Source organism: Streptococcus mitis subsp. hohhotensis (genome assembly GCF_020089495.2).
Lineage (GTDB): Bacteria > Bacillota > Bacilli > Lactobacillales > Streptococcaceae > Streptococcus > Streptococcus hohhotensis.
Genome location: NZ_JAIRCA020000007.1, coordinates 23,282 through 41,119, shown reverse-complemented (window position 1 = coordinate 41,119; position 17,838 = coordinate 23,282). Strand labels below are relative to the sequence as shown.

General features: G+C 39.1%; 15 protein-coding genes and 1 pseudogene. 12 read left to right on the top strand and 4 right to left on the bottom strand.

The genetic code is table 11. The annotated features are described in order from the left end of the window. The first annotated feature begins 11 nt into the window (after positions 1–11). The 7 genes from K4Z77_RS04230 to K4Z77_RS04200 all read left to right on the top strand — a co-directional run bounded on the left by K4Z77_RS04230 (position 12) and on the right by K4Z77_RS04200 (position 9,157). The gene (locus K4Z77_RS04230) at positions 12–1,436 is read left to right on the top strand and encodes an NADP-dependent glyceraldehyde-3-phosphate dehydrogenase (protein WP_224218555.1); all 1,425 of its coding nucleotides are present in this window, start codon (positions 12–14) and stop codon (positions 1,434–1,436) included. A 273-nt stretch (positions 1,437–1,709) separates the two neighbouring features. Continuing rightward, entirely contained in the window at positions 1,710–3,638 is a 1,929-nt protein-coding gene (gene glgB / locus K4Z77_RS04225) for a 1,4-alpha-glucan branching protein GlgB (RefSeq protein ID WP_224218554.1), read from the top strand. After that, positions 3,628–4,770: a glucose-1-phosphate adenylyltransferase gene (locus K4Z77_RS04220; protein ID WP_000787247.1), complete on the top strand. Its 1,143-nt coding sequence runs from the start codon at positions 3,628–3,630 to the stop codon at positions 4,768–4,770. The genes glgB and K4Z77_RS04220 overlap by 11 nt, the downstream gene beginning before the upstream one ends. After that, the gene (gene glgD, locus K4Z77_RS04215; protein ID WP_224218553.1) at positions 4,760–5,899 is read left to right on the top strand and encodes a glucose-1-phosphate adenylyltransferase subunit GlgD; all 1,140 of its coding nucleotides are present in this window, start codon (positions 4,760–4,762) and stop codon (positions 5,897–5,899) included. Before K4Z77_RS04220 ends, glgD begins: the two co-directional genes overlap by 11 nt. Continuing rightward, entirely contained in the window at positions 5,896–7,329 is a 1,434-nt protein-coding gene (glgA, locus tag K4Z77_RS04210) for a glycogen synthase GlgA (RefSeq protein WP_224218552.1), read from the top strand. The genes glgD and glgA overlap by 4 nt, the downstream gene beginning before the upstream one ends. A gap of 58 nt (positions 7,330–7,387) precedes the next feature. After that, positions 7,388–8,032, top strand: a complete 645-nt coding sequence (serB, locus tag K4Z77_RS04205) for a phosphoserine phosphatase SerB (RefSeq protein WP_224218551.1) — start codon at positions 7,388–7,390, stop codon at positions 8,030–8,032. Positions 8,033–8,041: 9 nt separating this feature from the next. Then, positions 8,042–9,157 (top strand): glycerate kinase, encoded by a 1,116-nt coding sequence (locus tag K4Z77_RS04200; protein WP_224218550.1) that lies wholly within the window; start codon positions 8,042–8,044, stop codon positions 9,155–9,157. Here the strand turns inward: K4Z77_RS04200 and K4Z77_RS04195 are convergent. Beyond that, positions 9,154–9,600 carry a YueI family protein gene (locus K4Z77_RS04195; RefSeq protein WP_224218549.1) on the bottom strand — a complete coding sequence of 149 codons (447 nt, stop codon included), beginning with the start codon at positions 9,598–9,600 and terminating at the stop codon, positions 9,154–9,156. The two genes, K4Z77_RS04200 and K4Z77_RS04195, sit on opposite strands and share 4 nt — an antisense overlap. A gap of 163 nt (positions 9,601–9,763) precedes the next feature. Here K4Z77_RS04195 and eno point away from each other — a divergent pair, with 163 nt between their 5' ends. After that, positions 9,764–11,068, top strand: a complete 1,305-nt coding sequence (gene eno / locus K4Z77_RS04190; RefSeq protein ID WP_224218548.1) for a surface-displayed alpha-enolase — start codon at positions 9,764–9,766, stop codon at positions 11,066–11,068. Positions 11,069–11,126: 58 nt separating this feature from the next. Here eno and K4Z77_RS09760 read toward each other — a convergent pair. From K4Z77_RS09760 to metK, 3 genes and pseudogenes are all read right to left on the bottom strand, one after another. After that, positions 11,127–11,265, bottom strand: a pseudogene (locus tag K4Z77_RS09760) (integrase); the annotation flags it as partial. Between the two features lie 281 nt (positions 11,266–11,546). After that, positions 11,547–12,617, bottom strand: coding sequence for a tyrosine recombinase XerS (gene xerS / locus K4Z77_RS04180; RefSeq protein ID WP_000817858.1), 1,071 nt, complete (start codon positions 12,615–12,617; stop codon positions 11,547–11,549). Positions 12,618–12,995: 378 nt separating this feature from the next. Continuing rightward, a complete protein-coding gene (gene metK / locus K4Z77_RS04175) occupies positions 12,996–14,186 on the bottom strand; it encodes a methionine adenosyltransferase (protein WP_224218547.1) in 1,191 nt (396 codons plus the stop codon). A 448-nt stretch (positions 14,187–14,634) separates the two neighbouring features. Between metK and K4Z77_RS04170 the strand changes: the two genes are divergently transcribed. From K4Z77_RS04170 to K4Z77_RS04155, 4 genes are all read left to right on the top strand, one after another. Next, entirely contained in the window at positions 14,635–14,922 is a 288-nt protein-coding gene (locus tag K4Z77_RS04170; protein ID WP_224218546.1) for a DUF3270 domain-containing protein, read from the top strand. Between the two features lie 269 nt (positions 14,923–15,191). Next, positions 15,192–16,001, top strand: coding sequence for a Cof-type HAD-IIB family hydrolase (locus tag K4Z77_RS04165; RefSeq protein ID WP_224218545.1), 810 nt, complete (start codon positions 15,192–15,194; stop codon positions 15,999–16,001). A gap of 141 nt (positions 16,002–16,142) precedes the next feature. Further along, complete coding sequence (locus K4Z77_RS04160) at positions 16,143–17,051, top strand: ABC transporter ATP-binding protein (protein ID WP_224218544.1); 909 nt, start codon at positions 16,143–16,145, stop codon at positions 17,049–17,051. A 10-nt stretch (positions 17,052–17,061) separates the two neighbouring features. Next, complete coding sequence (locus K4Z77_RS04155; protein WP_224218543.1) at positions 17,062–17,814, top strand: ABC transporter permease; 753 nt, start codon at positions 17,062–17,064, stop codon at positions 17,812–17,814. Positions 17,815–17,838: the final 24 nt, after the last annotated feature.

The window sequence follows — 17,838 nt, the reverse complement described above, 5'->3', positions numbered from 1 at the left end:
AGGGCGAGAATTTGACAAGATATAAGAATTTAGTAAATGGAGAATGGAAATCATCTGAAAAAGAAATTACGATTTATTCACCAATCAATCAAGAAGAATTAGGGGCAGTACCCGCTATGAGCCAAGCGGAAGTAGACGAGGCTATGCAAGCTGCGCGTGCAGCCCTGCCAGCATGGCGAGCTTTATCAGCAGTTGAACGTGCGGCTTATTTGCATAAGACAGCAGCTATTTTAGAATGTGATAAGGAAGAAATTGGTACTATCCTTGCCAAAGAAGTAGCAAAAGGGATTAAAGCAGCAATTGGAGAAGTAGTGCGTACAGCAGACTTGATTCGTTATGCTGCTGAAGAAGGTCTCCGTATCACTGGACAAGCAATGGAAGGTGGTGGTTTTGAGGCAGCAAGTAAAAACAAACTGGCTGTTGTCCGTCGTGAGCCGGTTGGAGTCGTGCTAGCGATCGCTCCCTTTAACTATCCAGTCAACCTTTCTGGATCTAAGATTGCTCCGGCCTTGATTGCAGGGAATGTGGTTATGTTTAAACCACCAACACAAGGTTCTATTTCTGGTCTCTTGTTGGCTAAAGCCTTTGAAGAAGCAGGGATTCCAGCAGGTGTTTTCAATACCATTACGGGACGTGGTTCAGAAATTGGGGATTATATCATTGAGCACAAAGAAGTCAACTTCATCAACTTTACAGGTTCAACTCCTATCGGAGAACGTATTGGTCGTTTAGCTGGTATGCGTCCTATCATGTTGGAACTTGGCGGAAAAGATGCGGCTCTTGTACTAGATGAAGCAGATTTGGAACATGCTACCAAGCAAATTGTTGTGGGTGCCTTTAGCTACTCAGGCCAACGTTGCACGGCCATTAAACGTGTCATTGTTCTTGAAAGTGTAGCAGATCAATTAGTTACTTTGCTTCAAGAAGAAGTTGCTAAATTAACAGTTGGTGATCCATTTGACAATGCTGATATTACACCTGTTATTGACAATGCTTCGGCTGACTTCATTTGGGGCTTGATTGAGGATGCGCAAGAAAAAGGTGCTCAGGTTCTTACACCAATCAAACGTGAGGGCAATCTTCTCTGGCCAGTACTTTTTGACCAAGTTACAAAAGATATGAAAGTAGCATGGGAAGAGCCATTTGGTCCTGTTTTACCAATTATTCGTGTTACTAGTGTAGATGAAGCTATTGCCTTTGCCAACGAATCTGAATTCGGACTTCAATCCTCAGTCTTTACAAATGATTTCAAAAAGGCCTTTGAAATCGCTAAAAAACTTGAAGTGGGTACGGTCCACATTAATAATAAAACCCAGCGTGGTCCAGATAATTTCCCATTCCTTGGTGTCAAAGGTTCTGGTGCTGGTGTTCAAGGAATTAAATATAGCATTGAAGCGATGACAAATGTCAAATCCATTGTTTTTGATGTGAAATAAAAGATAAAATCAGGAAATTCTTTTCCTGTTTTCTTTTTTTACTTTAAATCAATAATTTTATTAGTAAATTAACGAACTTTATGATAGTATTGTAAAAAAACAATTCGTTTTCAAAGCATTTCTGAAAAATTCTTGATTTACAAGAGAACACATCAGTGAATTTGTTGAAGATTTTCAAAAGAATTTTTACCAAATATAGTAATTCACTTGAATCTTCTCTAAAAAGGTAGTATAATAAAAACATAGAAAACGCTTACAGAATTAGGAGGGTGTATGGATAAGAAACAAGCTTTAGAAACCTTTATGACAGGAGAAAATTTTCACCTTCAGCATTATCTAGGAGCACATAGGGAAGAACTAAATGGAGAATACGGTTATACATTTCGTGTGTGGGCTCCCAATGCTCAGACTGTCCACTTGGTGGGAGATTTCACGAATTGGGTAGAAAATCAAATTCCGATGGAACGAAATGAATTTGGAGTCTGGGAAGTCTTCACTACTCTTGCTCAAGAAGGCCAAATTTATAAGTATCATATCACACGCGCAAATGGTCATCAGTTGATGAAGATTGATCCTTTGGCTGTACGGTATGAGGCACGTCCGGGTACTGGAGCTATTTTAACAGAGATTCCAGAAAAGAAATGGAAGGATGGGCTTTGGTTAGCTCGCAGAAAACGTTGGACTTTCTTTGAACGTCCTGTCAATATCTACGAAGTTCATGCTGGATCTTGGAAGAGAAATCCAGATGGAAGTCCTTATAGTTTTGCTCAATTGAAAGATGAACTCATTCCTTACCTAGTTGAGATGAACTATACTCACATTGAGTTTATGCCCTTGATGTCTCACCCTCTCGGTTTGAGTTGGGGCTATCAGCTTATGGGTTACTTCGCTTTAGAGCATGCCTATGGTCGCCCTGAAGAGTTTCAAGATTTTGTTGAGGAATGTCACTTAAACAATATTGGGGTTATTGTAGACTGGGTACCTGGTCATTTCACCATTAATGATGATGCCTTAGCTTATTATGACGGGACACCGACTTTTGAGTACCAAGACCATAATAAGGCTCATAACTATGGTTGGGGCGCTCTCAATTTTGACCTTGGAAAGAATGAAGTCCAGTCTTTCTTGATTTCTAGCATTAAGTTTTGGATTGACTTTTACCATCTAGATGGTATTCGAGTGGATGCAGTTAGCAACATGCTCTATCTTGACTACGATGATGCTCCATGGACACCTAATAAAGATGGTGGCAATCTCAACTATGAAGGATATTATTTCCTTCAACGCTTGAATGATGTCATTAAACTAGCACATCCAGATGTGATGATGATCGCAGAAGAAAGTTCGTCAGTAACCAAGATTACGGGAATGAAAGAGCTTGGTGGTCTAGGATTTGACTACAAGTGGAATATGGGCTGGATGAATGATATCCTCCGATTCTACGAAGAAGACCCTATTTACCGTAAGTATGACTTTAATCTGGTGACTTTCAGCTTTATGTATGTTTTCAAGGAAAACTATCTCCTACCATTCTCGCACGATGAAGTGGTTCACGGTAAGAAGAGTATGATGCATAAGATGTGGGGAGATCGTTACAATCAATTCGCAGGCTTACGCAATCTCTACACTTACCAAATTTGTCACCCTGGTAAGAAATTGCTCTTTATGGGAAGTGAATACGGCCAATTCCTAGAATGGAGATCTGAAGAGCAGTTGGAATGGTCTAATCTAGAAGACCCTATGAATGCTAAGATGAAGTATTTCACTTCTCAGCTAAACCAGTTTTACAAAGATCACCGCTGTCTGTGGGAAATTGATACCAGCTATGATGGTATTGAAATCATCGATGCGGATAATCGAGACCAGAGTGTTCTCTCCTTCATCCGTAAAGGCAAGAAAGATGATATGTTAGTCTGTGTCTTTAATATGGCACCAGTTGAACGAAAAGATTTTACAATTGGACTGCCTATTGCAGGGATTTATGAAGAAGTCTGGAATACTGAGTTAGAAGAGTGGGGAGGCGTTTGGAAAGAACATAATCAAACTGTTCAAACGCAAGAAGGACTATGGAAAGATTATGAGCAGACCTTGACCTTTACCCTACCGGCTATGGGAGCAAGTGTTTGGAAAATCAAACGCCGCTTGAAATCTGCAAAAACCGTCACAAATAAAAACCAAAAAGGAGTAGAAAATGAAGAATGAAATGTTAGCTTTGATTCTTGCTGGTGGGCAAGGAACTCGTCTCGGAAAACTCACTCAAAACCTTGCAAAACCAGCTGTGCAATTTGGTGGGCGCTACCGTATCATTGACTTTGCTCTTTCAAACTGTGCCAACTCAGGGATTCACAATGTTGGAGTCATTACACAGTACCAACCTCTTGCTCTCAATAACCATATTGGGAATGGTTCAAGCTGGGGACTAGACGGTATCAATTCTGGTGTCTCTATTCTTCAACCGTATTCTGCAAGTGAAGGAAATCGTTGGTTCGAAGGGACTAGTCACGCTATTTACCAAAATATCGACTATATCGACAGTGTCAATCCTGAGTATGTCTTGATTCTGTCTGGGGACCACATCTATAAAATGGACTATGATGATATGCTCCAGTCACACAAGGATAATAATGCTAGTTTGACAGTAGCAGTTCTTGATGTTCCTCTAAAAGAAGCTAGCCGTTTTGGAATTATGAACACAGATGCCAATAACCGCATTGTTGAATTTGAAGAAAAGCCAGCACAACCAAAATCTACAAAGGCTTCTATGGGTATTTACATCTTTGATTGGCAACGTCTGCGCAATATGCTTGTTGCTGCTGAAAAGAGCAATGTAGATATGTCAGATTTTGGTAAAAATGTCATTCCAAATTACCTTGAGTCAGGTGAAAGTGTCTATGCATATGAGTTTAATGGCTACTGGAAAGATGTTGGTACCATTGAGTCACTTTGGGAAGCAAATATGGAGTACATTTCTCCAGAGAATGCCTTGGACAGCCGTAACCGTCAATGGAAGATTTACTCAAGAAACTTAATTTCACCACCAAACTTCCTTGGGGCAAATGCTCATGTGGAAGATTCCTTGGTTGTTGATGGCTGTTTTGTAGATGGAACTGTTAAACATTCTATCCTTTCAACAGGTGCGCAAGTTCGCGAAGGGGCAGAAGTAGTAGATTCAGTTATCATGAGTGGTGCAATTGTTGGTCAGGGAGCTAAAATCAAACGTGCCATTATTGGTGAAGGTGCAGTTATTTCGGACGGTGTCGAAATTGATGGAACAGAAGAAGTACAAGTTGTAGGATATAATGAAGTAGTGGGGGTAGCAACAGATGAAGATTGATAAATATTCAGCCATTTTAGGAAATACAGTTGGTTTTCATGATATGTCAACACTGACAGACCACCGTCCAGTAGCTAGTTTGCCATTTGGTGGTAAATATCGTTTGATTGACTTCCCACTTTCCAGTCTTGCTAATGCAGGTGTCCGTAGTATCTTTGGTATTTTCCAACAAGATAATATCAGTTCTGTCTTTGACCATATCCGTTCAGGACGTGAGTGGGGCTTATCAACCCTTCTTAGCCACTATTATCTAGGTATTTACAATACCCGTGTGGAAAGTAGTACAGTTGGAAAAGAATACTACCAACAGCTTCTTACTTATTTGAAACGTTCTGGCTCAAACCAAACGGTTGCCCTCAACTGCGATGTCTTGATTAACATTGATTTGAATCAAGTATTCCATCTACACAGTACAACAAAAGGTCCAATCACTGTAGTTTATAAAAAACTACCTAAAAAAGATATTTCAGAAGTAAACGCAATCTTGGAAGTGGATGAAACAGACCATGTTCGTTCTCACACGCTATTTGATAGAAAATCAACAGAAGAAATATTCAATATGTCTACAGATATTTTTGTTGTTGATACACCTTGGTTGATTGAACGTTTGCAAGAAGAGGCTAAAAAAGACCATCCAGAGAAATTGCGCTATGTTTTACGTGATTTAGCTGCTAAAGAAGGAGCTTTTGCCTACGAGTATACAGGCTACCTTGCAAATATTCACTCTGTAGAGTCTTATTACCAAGCTAACAAAGATATGCTTGAATCACAAAAATTCTACTCTCTCTTCTCACCAAACCAAAAGATTTATACAAAGGTCAAAAACGAAGAGCCAACTTATTATGCTAATACATCTAAGGTAAGTACTTCTCAGTTTGCTTCTGGTAGTATCATTGAAGGTCAAGTGGCTAATTCTGTTCTATCACGTAATATTCATGTCCATAAGGATAGCTTGGTTAAAGATAGTCTACTCTTCCCTCGCGTTGTTATTGGAGAAGGTGCTCAGGTCGAATATGCTATCTTGGACAAGGGTGTGGAAGTTGCGGATGGCGTTGTGATTCGAGGAACTGCAGAACATCCAGTTGTCGTTAAGAAAGGTAGCAAAGTAACAGAGGATATTCATTCATGAAAATTTTATTTGTAGCAGCAGAGGGTGCACCCTTTTCAAAAACAGGTGGTTTGGGAGACGTTATTGGCGCTCTTCCAAAATCACTGGTAAAAGCTGGGCACGAAGTTGCAGTGATTTTACCCTACTATGACATGGTAGAGACTAAATTTGGAAATCAAATTGAAGATGTTCTTCATTTTGAGGTGAGTGTCGGTTGGCGCAGACAGTACTGTGGGATTAAGAAAACCGTCTTAAACGGTGTAACCTTCTACTTTATTGACAACCAATATTATTTCTTCCGTGGTCATGTTTACGGTGATTTTGACGACGGAGAACGCTTTGCCTTTTTCCAACTTGCTGCCATTGAGTCCATGGAAAGGATTGACTTTATTCCTGACCTTCTCCATGTTCATGACTACCATACAGCTATGATTCCTTTCTTGTTAAAGGAAAAATACCGTTGGATTCAAGCCTATCAAGGAATAAAAACTGTTTTAACCATTCATAATTTGGAATTCCAAGGACAATTTTCAGAAGGAATGTTATGGGATTTGTTTGGAGTTGGCTTTGAGCGTTATGCTGATGGTACCCTTCGCTGGAACAATTGTCTGAACTGGATGAAGGCTGGTATTCTTTATGCTGACCGTGTTTCAACCGTTTCACCTAGTTATGCTCATGAAATTATGACCAGTCAGTTCGGATGTAACTTGGATCAAATTCTTCGAATGGAGTCTGGCAAGGTGTCTGGTATCGTGAACGGGATTGATGCTGATCTTTATAATCCTCAAACGGATGACCTTTTAGACTATCATTTTAATCAGGAAGATTTGTCTGGGAAAGCCCAAAACAAGGCAAAATTGCAAGAAAGAGTTGGCTTGCCCGTTAGAGCTGACGTTCCACTGGTGGGAATTGTTTCTCGTTTGACACGTCAAAAAGGTTTTGATGTGGCGGTAGAAAGTCTTCACCATATCTTGCAAAATGATGTTCAGATTGTTCTTTTGGGAACTGGAGATCCAGCCTTTGAAGGAGCTTTCTCATGGTTTGCTCAAATATATCCAGACAAGCTATCAGCAAATATCACTTTTGATGTCAAACTAGCTCAAGAAATCTACGCTGCTTGTGACCTCTTCCTCATGCCGAGTCGTTTTGAACCGTGTGGCTTGTCTCAGATGATGGCTATGCGTTACGGAACCTTGCCATTGGTCCATGAAGTTGGAGGCTTGCGAGATACAGTTCGCGCTTTCAATCCAATCGAAGGAAGCGGTACTGGCTTTAGCTTTGACAATCTATCTCCTTACTGGTTAAATTGGACTTTCCAAACAGCTTTGGACTTGTATAGAAACCATCCTGATGTTTGGAGAAATTTACAAAAACAAGCTATGGAGTGTGATTTCTCATGGGATACAGCTTGCAAGTCATATCTTGACTTGTACCATAGTTTAGTTAATTAATAGATAAAATCGTATGATGACTTCATACGATTTTTGGGCTGTTTAGAGAGGAGAACTGATGTCTCAAGTAAAATGTTTGTGTGTCATGGATGTTGATGGAACCTTAATCCTAGAAGAAGTGATTGATTTGTTGGGAAGAGAGGCAGCTTGTGAGGAGGAAATTTCGCAGATTACAAGTCGTGCAATGCGAGGAGAGTTAGACTTTGAAAGCAGTTTAAGAAAAAGAGTGTCCTTGTTGGAAGGTCTTCCTGTTTCGGTCTTTGATACAGTCTTCAACTCTATTCATCTAGCGCCAAATGCACAGAAATTTATCTCTATTCTCCAAAAGAATGGCATCCTAGTTGGTCTGGTGTCCGGTGGATTTACACCAATAGTTGACAGATTAGCAAAATCTCTTGGAATTGCCTATTTCTCTGCCAACCAACTTAAAGTCAAAGATGGTCTTTTAACTGGAAAATTGATTGGACAAATTATCAGTCCCCAGGTCAAAAAAGAGACTCTGGAAAAATGGAGAGAGAAACTAAATCTTCCTAAAGAAAGAACGGTTGCAATCGGTGATGGGGCTAATGACTTATTAATGTTGAAGTCAGCAGGACTGGGAATTGCTTTTTGTGCCAAAGAAGTGCTGAAACAAGAAATACCGAATCATGTTGACAAGAGGGATTTTTTAGAGGTTCTTCCTTTGATTGACTGTTTAGAATGAGGGAAAAATATGAAAATTGTAATTGCACCAGATTCATTTAAGGAAAGCTTGACCGCTGAAGAGGTAGCTGAAGCAATAAAAAGAGGCTTCCAACAATCGATAGCAGATGTAGAATGCCTCCTCTGCCCTGTTGGTGATGGTGGCGAAGGTACAGTAGATTCCATTCGACATTCTCTTGACCTTGAAGAAAAATGGATCCAAGTGACAGGACCTTTTGGACAAAAAGAAGTCATGTGCTATTTTCAAAAAGGGGGACTGGCACTATTTGAAGTTGCTGATTTGGTTGGTCTTGGAAAGATTCCGCTAGAGAAACGAAATCCACTTCAAATCCAAACTTGTGGAATAGGGGAATTACTCCGCCACCTCATTGCTCAAGGTATTAAAAATATCTATATCGGCGTTGGTGGTACGGCTAGTAATGACGGAGGACTGGGGATTGCTGCTGGTTTGGGTTATCGATTTTATGATAGGGATGGAAATGTCTTGCCTGCATGCGGTCAATCCTTACTAAAATTAGCTTCTGTTTCAACAGAAAATTGCTATGAAATTCCTGAAGGAGTTCAAATTAATATTTTAGCAGATGTTGTGAGTCCCTTATGTGGTCATCAAGGTGCGACTTACACTTTTGGCAAACAAAAAGGTCTAGATCCTATTATGTTTGAAACTGTAGATCAGGCAATCCAAGATTTTTATGAAAAAGTTTCACCTTCAACATTGGAAATTAAAGGAGCAGGAGCTGGTGGAGGCCTTGCTGGTGGCTTGTGTGCCTTTACTCAGGCAAGTATCGTGTCTGGAATTGATACCTGCTTGGATTTAATCAACTTTGATAATAAAGTTTCAGATGCTGACTTGGTTATTGTTGGAGAGGGAAGGCTAGATCGTCAAAGTCTAGCAGGTAAAGCGCCTATAGGTGTTGCAAAAAGAACCCCTATTGGAGTTCCTGTCATTGCTATTTGCGGTAGTCTTGCTGAAGATTTACCTTCCCTACCATTTGAAAATATCCAAGCTGTCTTTTCTATTTTGGAGAAATCTGAACCTTTGGAAGATAGTTTGCAAAATGCCAGTCTCTATCTGGAGCACACGGCTGCCAATATTGGGCGTTTATTAAGTATGCGCAATATTTAGCCAAACCATCTCTTCCAGAAGGATGTTTTGGCTGGTTCTTCCTTTTTAACTTCCCAAAGTTTTGCAAAAGCAAGTCGAAGGTTCTTTTCTTCTACTTGAACTGGTGCATTGCTATGGATAATCAGGCCAAAAGGAGAAGTAGAATGCTCTTCAGATACTATGGTAGCTTGACTATCAGTTTCTTTAGCTTCTTTTAAGTAGAAAACTTGCTTATCAAATTCGATATTTGGCGAAATCTTCACAAATAGTGGATCTGCTTTTTCCTGAAGGTTTTCTAAAATCGATAAAAAGCCTTTTTCTAGCTGAGGGCTATTTGCTGTGTCAATATCAGCATATCCAAGAACTCTTTCCTCAAAAGTACCAAGATAGCGTCTTTGCTCATCCGGATTTAATTTTGGCCCACCATGAGCTTTTTCAAGTAATTGTTTTGATAAATCTGTCATGAAAACAGTATATCATAAAAGTTAGAATAAAACAGACAAAAGAAAGCGATTACTTTATAAAGTTAAGGAAAATTTGCACAAAGATAACGTTTTTTCTTGAAAAAGGAGGGTATTTAAGGTATTATAGAGGTGTAAAAAATTTAACTCATAAGGAGAGTAAAAAATGTCAATTATTACTGATGTTTACGCTCGCGAAGTCCTAGACTCACGCGGTAACCCAACACTTGAAGTAGAAGTTTACACTGAATCAGGTGCTTTCGGACGTGGTATGGTTCCATCAGGAGCTTCTACTGGTGAACACGAAGCAGTTGAACTTCGCGATGGTGACAAATCTCGTTACGGTGGTCTTGGTACACAAAAAGCTGTTGACAACGTAAACAACATCATTGCTGAAGCAATCATCGGCTACGATGTACGTGACCAACAAGCTATCGACCGTGCTATGATCGCACTTGACGGTACTCCTAACAAAGGTAAATTGGGTGCGAACGCAATCCTTGGTGTGTCTATCGCTGTAGCTCGCGCTGCTGCTGACTACCTTGAAATCCCACTTTACAGCTACCTTGGTGGATTCAACACTAAAGTTCTTCCAACTCCAATGATGAACATCATCAACGGTGGTTCTCACTCAGATGCTCCAATCGCTTTCCAAGAATTCATGATCGTACCTGCTGGTGCACCAACATTCAAAGAAGCTCTTCGTTGGGGTGCTGAAATCTTCCACGCACTTAAGAAAATCCTTAAAGGTCGTGGTCTTGAAACAGCTGTAGGTGACGAAGGTGGATTCGCTCCTCGTTTCGAAGGAACTGAAGATGGAGTAGAAACTATCCTTGCTGCTATCGAAGCTGCTGGTTATGTTCCAGGTAAAGACGTATTTATCGGATTTGACTGTGCATCATCAGAATTCTACGATAAAGAACGTAAAGTTTACGACTACACTAAATTCGAAGGTGAAGGAGCTGCTGTTCGTACTTCTGCAGAACAAATCGACTACCTTGAAGAATTGGTAAACAAATACCCAATCATCACTATCGAAGATGGTATGGACGAAAACGACTGGGATGGATGGAAAGCTCTTACTGAACGTCTTGGTGGTAAAGTTCAATTGGTTGGTGACGACTTCTTCGTAACAAATACTGCTTACCTTGAAAAAGGTATTGCTGAAGGTGCTGCTAACTCAATCCTTATCAAAGTTAACCAAATCGGTACTCTTACTGAAACATTTGACGCTATCGAAATGGCTAAAGAAGCTGGTTACACTGCCGTTGTATCACACCGTTCAGGTGAAACTGAAGATTCAACAATCGCTGACATCGCAGTTGCAACTAACGCAGGACAAATCAAGACTGGTTCACTTTCACGTACAGACCGTATCGCTAAATACAACCAATTGCTTCGTATCGAAGACCAACTTGGTGAAGTAGCTGAATACCGTGGATTGAAATCATTCTACAACCTTAAAAAATAATCGTTGGTTTAATAACGTTTTAAGCCCCTCGGATTTTATCCGAAGGGCTTTTTTCTGTTCAGGCGGCAAAAAAAGAGGCAATCTTTTTATAAAATATTCTTCATTACTTTATCAAGAACGTTGATTGCTTCATCTTTCATATTCTTTGTGACGTGGGTATAGATGGAAGTGGTGACTTCAGAATCAGAATGACCGATGTTTTCAGCTAAAATATTGGACATATCTGTCAGCATGTTTTTATAGGTGTTCAATTTGATTTATTTTTAGTGGAAACCTCTTATTTTAAGTTAAATATCAATGACAAATGATTTGCATATCCGGTATATTACAAAGGAAGATAAGTTAGTAGTCACATAAATTTTAATTCAAATTATTTAAAACTATTTACTAGCTCAGATATTGCATGTGATTTGATCAAATAATATTAATAGTTTATTGAATCCCTTTCTCATATATTACATAATTTAATTTATGCAATCTATAAACTATCCAAGGCATTTTTTTGTTCATCATTAACGATATGGGTATAGAGGTCAGTGACTTGTGTACTGGCGTGTCCTAGCTGATGGCTGACCAAAACTTGCGATTTAGTAGCATCATAGAGCCTAGTTGCTAGGGTATGGCGCAGTTTGTGGGGGGTTACACGAACTTTGAAGTCTTCAGAGTATTTAGCAACCATTTTTTCAACGCTGGAAGCGTCAATACGATTGGGAACACCTCGATAGAGAGTTAGAAAGAGTGCAATATCCGTCTTTTCAGTCTTATAGCGTTGATTTCGAATGGCTAAATAATTCTCTAGATAAGGCTTAGCAAAGGCAGCAACATTAACCGAATCACGTTTGCCACCTTTTCGAGTGACATCAATAACCATCATCTTGAGATTGAGATCTCTTAGATCCAGATTAACAGCTTCAGATAAGCGAACACCCGATGCCAAGAGAAGGGCAATAATGGCCAAATCACGTTCTTTATTTTTATTAAACGATGATAGAGCACGATTTGAGAGCTGTTGTGGGTAATCTTGGTCTATATAAGTCAGAAATCCTTCTGTTTCATCACCTAGAAAGAGCTTTTGTTTGATGTTTTCAGCTCTGGCAGCAAGTGTCTCTTTCTTTTTCTTGGTTGAAACTTTCTTCATTACATTACGGTAGAAATAAGGTTCGCCCTGGTCGTTTTCAACCTCCTCAGTCAGATACTTGTAAAGACTAGAAAGTGCTGACAAAGTCCGATTGATGGTTGTCTGAGAAACACCTTGTTTGGTTGTATTAGCATTCAGCAAAGGACGTTCACGTAGATAAAGGATAAAGGATTCCATGTCTTTCTTAGACATATTTTCCAAAACTGATAAAGGAATATCGGACATTTTATCAGCGTTTGAAATACCAGACTCCAAGACCCAGCTGAAAAATCGATCGTATTCCTTGAGGTATTCGTACAAGGTTGTAAAACTGTAAGGTACAGCCAGCTTAGATTGATAGTATTCCAAAACATACCAGGGCATGATTTGTTTTAGTTTGTCGATTCGTTCCAGTAAAATCTCACGTTTCATGTATTTTCTCCATAAATAAGCCTACAAGTAGTATAGCATAGACTTATTTATTTTTCAAGAAAATTATAGTTTTTCGGAAAGATGTTATGGGAGTTTTTTTAAAGTGATAAAAAGACTTAGACCTGCAAACAAAACAGATCTAAATCTTTTGAGTTATTATTGTGAATTATTAGCTAGTGCTTTTTCTAGTTTCCAAATACTAAACCAGAATGAAATAGTCAACAGAATAAGGAAAATGATAAAGAACTCACCCACTAAACTTCTGTTAATACTACACAACTGAAGAGCTATATATAGTCTTATTTTTACCAAAGTTCAATTATTTGTATGTGAAATGTTTTATCAGTAAAAAAGAGGGGAAGTCCCCCTCTCAAGATTTTATTTGACTGCTTCTTTCAAAGCATCTACCTTGTCCAAACGTTCCCATGGAAGGTCGATATCTGTACGTCCCATGTGTCCATAAGCTGCTGTTTGACGGTAGATTGGACGTTTAAGATCCAACATTTGGATAATTCCTGCAGGACGAAGGTCAAAGATTTGACGAGCCGCTTTTTCAAGTTTACTTTCAGCTACTGTTCCTGTACCGAAGGTATCGATACGAACAGAAACAGGTTGCGCAACACCGATAGCGTAGGCCAATTGAACTTCTGCCTTCTTAGCAAGACCGGCTGCAACGATGTTCTTGGCAATATAGCGAGCTGCATATGACGCAGAACGGTCCACCTTAGTCGCATCTTTACCAGAGAAAGCACCACCACCGTGACGAGAGTAGCCACCATAAGTATCTACGATAATCTTACGACCAGTCAAACCTGAGTCCCCTTGAGGTCCACCGATTACAAAACGACCAGTAGGATTGATGAAGAATTTTGTTTGCGCATCCAAGTAAGAGGCTGGAATAACCTCTTTGATAACCTTATTAATGACATCATTGTGAATTTGTTCGTTGCTGACTTCTGGATCGTGCTGAGTTGAAATAACGACTGTGTCCACACGTACTGGACGGTCATTTTCATCATACTCAACTGTAACTTGTGATTTAGCATCTGGGCGAAGATAACTGATTTCACCAGACTTACGAAGTTCTGCCAAACGACGAACCAATTTATGACTGAGTGAAATTGGCAAAGGCATGAGCTCTTCTGTTTCATCCACTGCAAATCCAAACATGAGCCCTTGGTCTCCAGCACCAATCAAATCAAGCGGATCTTGGTCTGCGTTCCCACGGACCTCCAAGGCTTCGTTAACACCTTGAGCAATATCTGGTGACTGCTCAACAAGTGACGGATGAACTCCCACCGTCTCAGCAGAAAATCCATATTCTGTATTGGTATAGCCAATCTCTGCAATGGTATCACGAACTACACGGTTAATATCCACATAGGCATTTGTAGAAATTTCACCAAAAACATGGACAGAACCAGTATATACAGCTGTCTCAGCAGCAACATGCGCCTCTGGATCCTTTGCTAAAATAGCATCCAAGATAGCATCTGAAATTTGGTCTGCAATCTTATCTGGATGCCCCTCAGATACAGACTCAGACGTGAATAATTTACGTTCTGACATAAAAATGTCCCCCCTTAAAAATAGTGTTATAGAGTTACAAAGTACTGGTAGGAAAACTCCTTAGTAATGAATACCTACCATCTTATCGGGACTATATAACTTTACCATTATACCATTTTTAAGCGCAATTTGCAGTCTATATACTCAATAAAAATCAAAGAACAGCTTTTTGATTGTATATAAAACTAACTAAATTAGTAACATATACCTAATACAAGATGACGCTAACTTGTTTTGAAGAGTATTAATGTACTGTTTCAATTTCTGCTAATCTATTTTCAATAGGTGTTTAACAACCTTAATATTATGCGTACTATTATTTTCAAACTATCGTGTCCTGAACAATAGTTTGAAAATGAAAAGGTACTTTATTCTTTTTGTAACCTTTCTGTAATAATTCTCTGCTGAAAAAATGATAAAATAGGTATGTACTGTTAAGGAGAGAATAATGCCTGTAAGAAAATTACAATCCTATGAGGTAGACTATCAAGAAGAATTAAACCATCAGGTTCCTCGCTATCAAGATTATACACCTGAAGCGCAATCTGATGCCAATCTCAAGGAAATCCTATTTTTTGTTAATATTGCTGTTTTTTGTATCTGTATTGCTATCTTTAGTTTTATCTTTTTAGCATTAAAATTATCAACTGCTCTTGCATTTGTCGCAGCAATCGGATTTAGCTTACTTGTTTTAAAAGTCCAACGCTCTATTATCAAACGAAAATTTAGAAGATAAATCATACCCCACGTCTAATCAAGTTGATTTGTAAAAAATTAAGGAAAACAGAGGATTTAAGGTAAAAAATGTGTTATTCATCTTAAATCCTCTGTTTTTTTGACCTGCTTGCTAAATATAATTATCTACTTAATTGAATAACGTGTAACCTTTTCTAATAAATGTTCTCCAAATATCTTAAACTGTAAAATCAATTAGTCTCGTTCCTTTTACCATTTTATTTTCTAAAATATGCTATAATAATACCAAAAGATAAAGAAGGAAGACTTATGATTAAACTATTAGCCTTGGATATGGACGGAACCCTCCTCAATGAAGCCAAGGAAATCCCACAAGCTCATATTACTGCTATTCATCAAGCCATTGAAAAAGGTGTCAAACTGGTTCTCTGTACAGGTCGCCCACTTTTCGGTGTTCTCCCCTACTACAAAAAACTGGGGCTTGACCTCCAGAATGAGTATGTGATTGTTAACAACGGTTGCTCAACTCACCAGACAAGTGATTGGAGTCTGGTTGATTGGCAAGAACTCAGTCCAGCTGACATTGAATATCTCTATGAGCTTGCTGAAAAAAGTGAGGTTCAGTTGACTCTTTTTGATGAGGAACATTATTTTGTCCTCGGTGGCAAACCTAATGAAATCATTCAAAATGATGCTAAACTAGTCTTTTCAGACCTGACTGAAATTCCCCTTGAGGAAGCGACTAGTGGCAAGTACCGCATGTTCCAAGGTATGTTTTTGGGCACCAAAGAGCAAACAGACGATTTTGAACAGCGTTTTGCTGGGGAACTCTGCCAACGATTCAGTGGAGTTCGTTCACAACCTGTCATTTATGAAGCTATGCCACTTGGTACTACAAAGGCTACCGCTCTTTCTCGACTAGCAGAGATTTTGAATATCGAGCCATCAGAAATTATGGCCATGGGCGACGCCAATAACGATATCGAAATGCTCCAGTTTGCAGGGCTGGGTATTGCAATGGGAAATGCCAGCGATTATGTCAAATCTCTTGCGGATGCCGTTACAGTAAGCAACGAAGAAGACGGCGTTGCGCGTGCCATTGAGAAATATATTTTATAATTAAAAAGCCCAGTTCATATCAACTGGGTTTTGATATTTAAGAATTCCTAAAACTTTAGAAACTCTTTAGAAATCCTTGAGCTTTCTTTGATTTCTATGCTTTATACTAGAATTATCAAAATAAATCAAAAGGAGAGAATCATGAAAACAGTACTCGACATTCATGGATTGTCCAAAAACTTTGACAAACAAGCTATTCTTCAGGATCTTCATCTAACGATAAGAGAGGGAGATATTTATGGGCTTATAGGGAAGAACGGAGCTGGGAAGACTACCTTAATAAAAATTATTACGCAACTGCTGTTTGCGGATAAAGGAACTGTTTCCCTCTTTTCTAGTCAATCGGAAAATGAGTGGACCAAGGCTCTAACTCGAGTAGGTTCTGTTATCGAATCACCTGTAGCTCATAATCACTTAACAGCCTATCAAAATCTGAAATATTACTGTATGATTCGTCATATTCCAAATGCTGATCAAGTCATTCGAGAAACACTGGACTATGTAGGTTTGTCCGATACAGGTAAAAAAGTCTTTCGTGATTTCTCTCTTGGAATGAAGCAAAGACTTGGCATCGCTATTGCCCTTCTTTCCAAACCAGACTTCCTGATTTTAGATGAACCTATCAATGGTCTCGACCCAATCGGTATAAAAGAATTTCGTTTGATGATTCAACGACTCAATCAAGAAAAAGGGATCACCATTCTCATCTCTAGCCATATCTTGTCAGAACTCTATCTCCTAGCCAATCGTTTTGGTATTTTAGATCAAGGAAAGATTATCCGTGAAATCAGTAAAGCTGAATTTGAAACACTAAGTGAGGATTATATTGTGCTTAAGACAGCTGACAAAGAGAAAGCTTGTCAAGTATTGAAAGAACAAATCCAGCTCCAGTTCAAGGTTGTCAATCCTGAGAATGAAATCCACATCTTTGGTCAGGAACAAGATGTCAAACAGATTCTCAAAGAATTAACCTTGTCAGATGTTGCTATTGACGAGATTTACTATGCTCGTCAAAACCTAGAAGAATACTTCACTCAATTGGTCGAATAGGAGGAAAATCATGATACATACCATTCAAGCAGACTTTTACCGTCTTTTCCGTTCAAAAGGATTCTGGATTACAGAGTTCATTCTCTTTGCTCTCATGCTAATGGGTGCAAGTATAGGAGCTACGGGTCATCTGATGGCAATCCAGGCAGAAGAATCAGAAATTCCAACCCAAGGTTGGAATGGTGTACAAGCCCTGATCAACGCATCTAGTCAAGGTTCAAACCTCGTTTTTCTCTGCATCATCCTAGCCTGCCTCGTTCTTGGAGTTGATTTAATCGGCAAACTCTATAAAAATAATTTAACAGTGGGTATTTCTCGTACCGAGTTTTTCCTCGCCAAAGCTTTTGTATTGGCTTCTATTGCACTTTTGCAAGTCATCATTAGCCTTGTGATTGCCTTTATTCCAGCAACGATCTTAAATGGATTTGGAACTATGCCTGATGGCTTTATTGGCAATTTACTGGTAACCATTTTCCTTCAATTTCTTTGCCTTCTAGCTTGGCTTTCCATTGTTTCCTTCATCCTCTATGTTAGTCATTCTTATCTTGCAGTATTTATTGGATATCTGATTAGCTCTATCATCCTTTCTATGCCAATGCTCATCTTCCCAAGTATCAAAATTTTGCCATATTTCTCATTACAGTTTGCTTATGCTATGACTGCTAATAGTGAATCCATTTTCTATACACTTATAGTTAGCTTAGCTGTTATTGTAATCTTTAATCTAAGTGGACTGGCAGTTTTCAAAAAGAAAAGTCTATAATAAAACGACCTCCTCTAGCCTACA

Bases quoted from the DNA above. Each gene is read 5' to 3' on its own strand.
- glgB (WP_224218554.1), top strand. From the start codon at position 1,710: ATGGATAAGAAACAAGCTTTAGAAACCTTTATGACAGGAGAAAATTTT.
- K4Z77_RS04220 (WP_000787247.1), top strand. From the start codon at position 3,628: ATGAAGAATGAAATGTTAGCTTTGATTCTTGCTGGTGGGCAAGGAACT.
- glgD (WP_224218553.1), top strand. From the start codon at position 4,760: ATGAAGATTGATAAATATTCAGCCATTTTAGGAAATACAGTTGGTTTT.
- glgA (WP_224218552.1), top strand. From the start codon at position 5,896: ATGAAAATTTTATTTGTAGCAGCAGAGGGTGCACCCTTTTCAAAAACA.
- serB (WP_224218551.1), top strand. From the start codon at position 7,388: ATGTCTCAAGTAAAATGTTTGTGTGTCATGGATGTTGATGGAACCTTA.
- K4Z77_RS04200 (WP_224218550.1), top strand. From the start codon at position 8,042: ATGAAAATTGTAATTGCACCAGATTCATTTAAGGAAAGCTTGACCGCT.
- K4Z77_RS04195 (WP_224218549.1), bottom strand. From the start codon at position 9,600: ATGACAGATTTATCAAAACAATTACTTGAAAAAGCTCATGGTGGGCCA.
- eno (WP_224218548.1), top strand. From the start codon at position 9,764: ATGTCAATTATTACTGATGTTTACGCTCGCGAAGTCCTAGACTCACGC.
- xerS (WP_000817858.1), bottom strand. From the start codon at position 12,617: ATGAAACGTGAGATTTTACTGGAACGAATCGACAAACTAAAACAAATC.
- metK (WP_224218547.1), bottom strand. From the start codon at position 14,186: ATGTCAGAACGTAAATTATTCACGTCTGAGTCTGTATCTGAGGGGCAT.
- K4Z77_RS04170 (WP_224218546.1), top strand. From the start codon at position 14,635: ATGCCTGTAAGAAAATTACAATCCTATGAGGTAGACTATCAAGAAGAA.
- K4Z77_RS04165 (WP_224218545.1), top strand. From the start codon at position 15,192: ATGATTAAACTATTAGCCTTGGATATGGACGGAACCCTCCTCAATGAA.
- K4Z77_RS04160 (WP_224218544.1), top strand. From the start codon at position 16,143: ATGAAAACAGTACTCGACATTCATGGATTGTCCAAAAACTTTGACAAA.
- K4Z77_RS04155 (WP_224218543.1), top strand. From the start codon at position 17,062: ATGATACATACCATTCAAGCAGACTTTTACCGTCTTTTCCGTTCAAAA.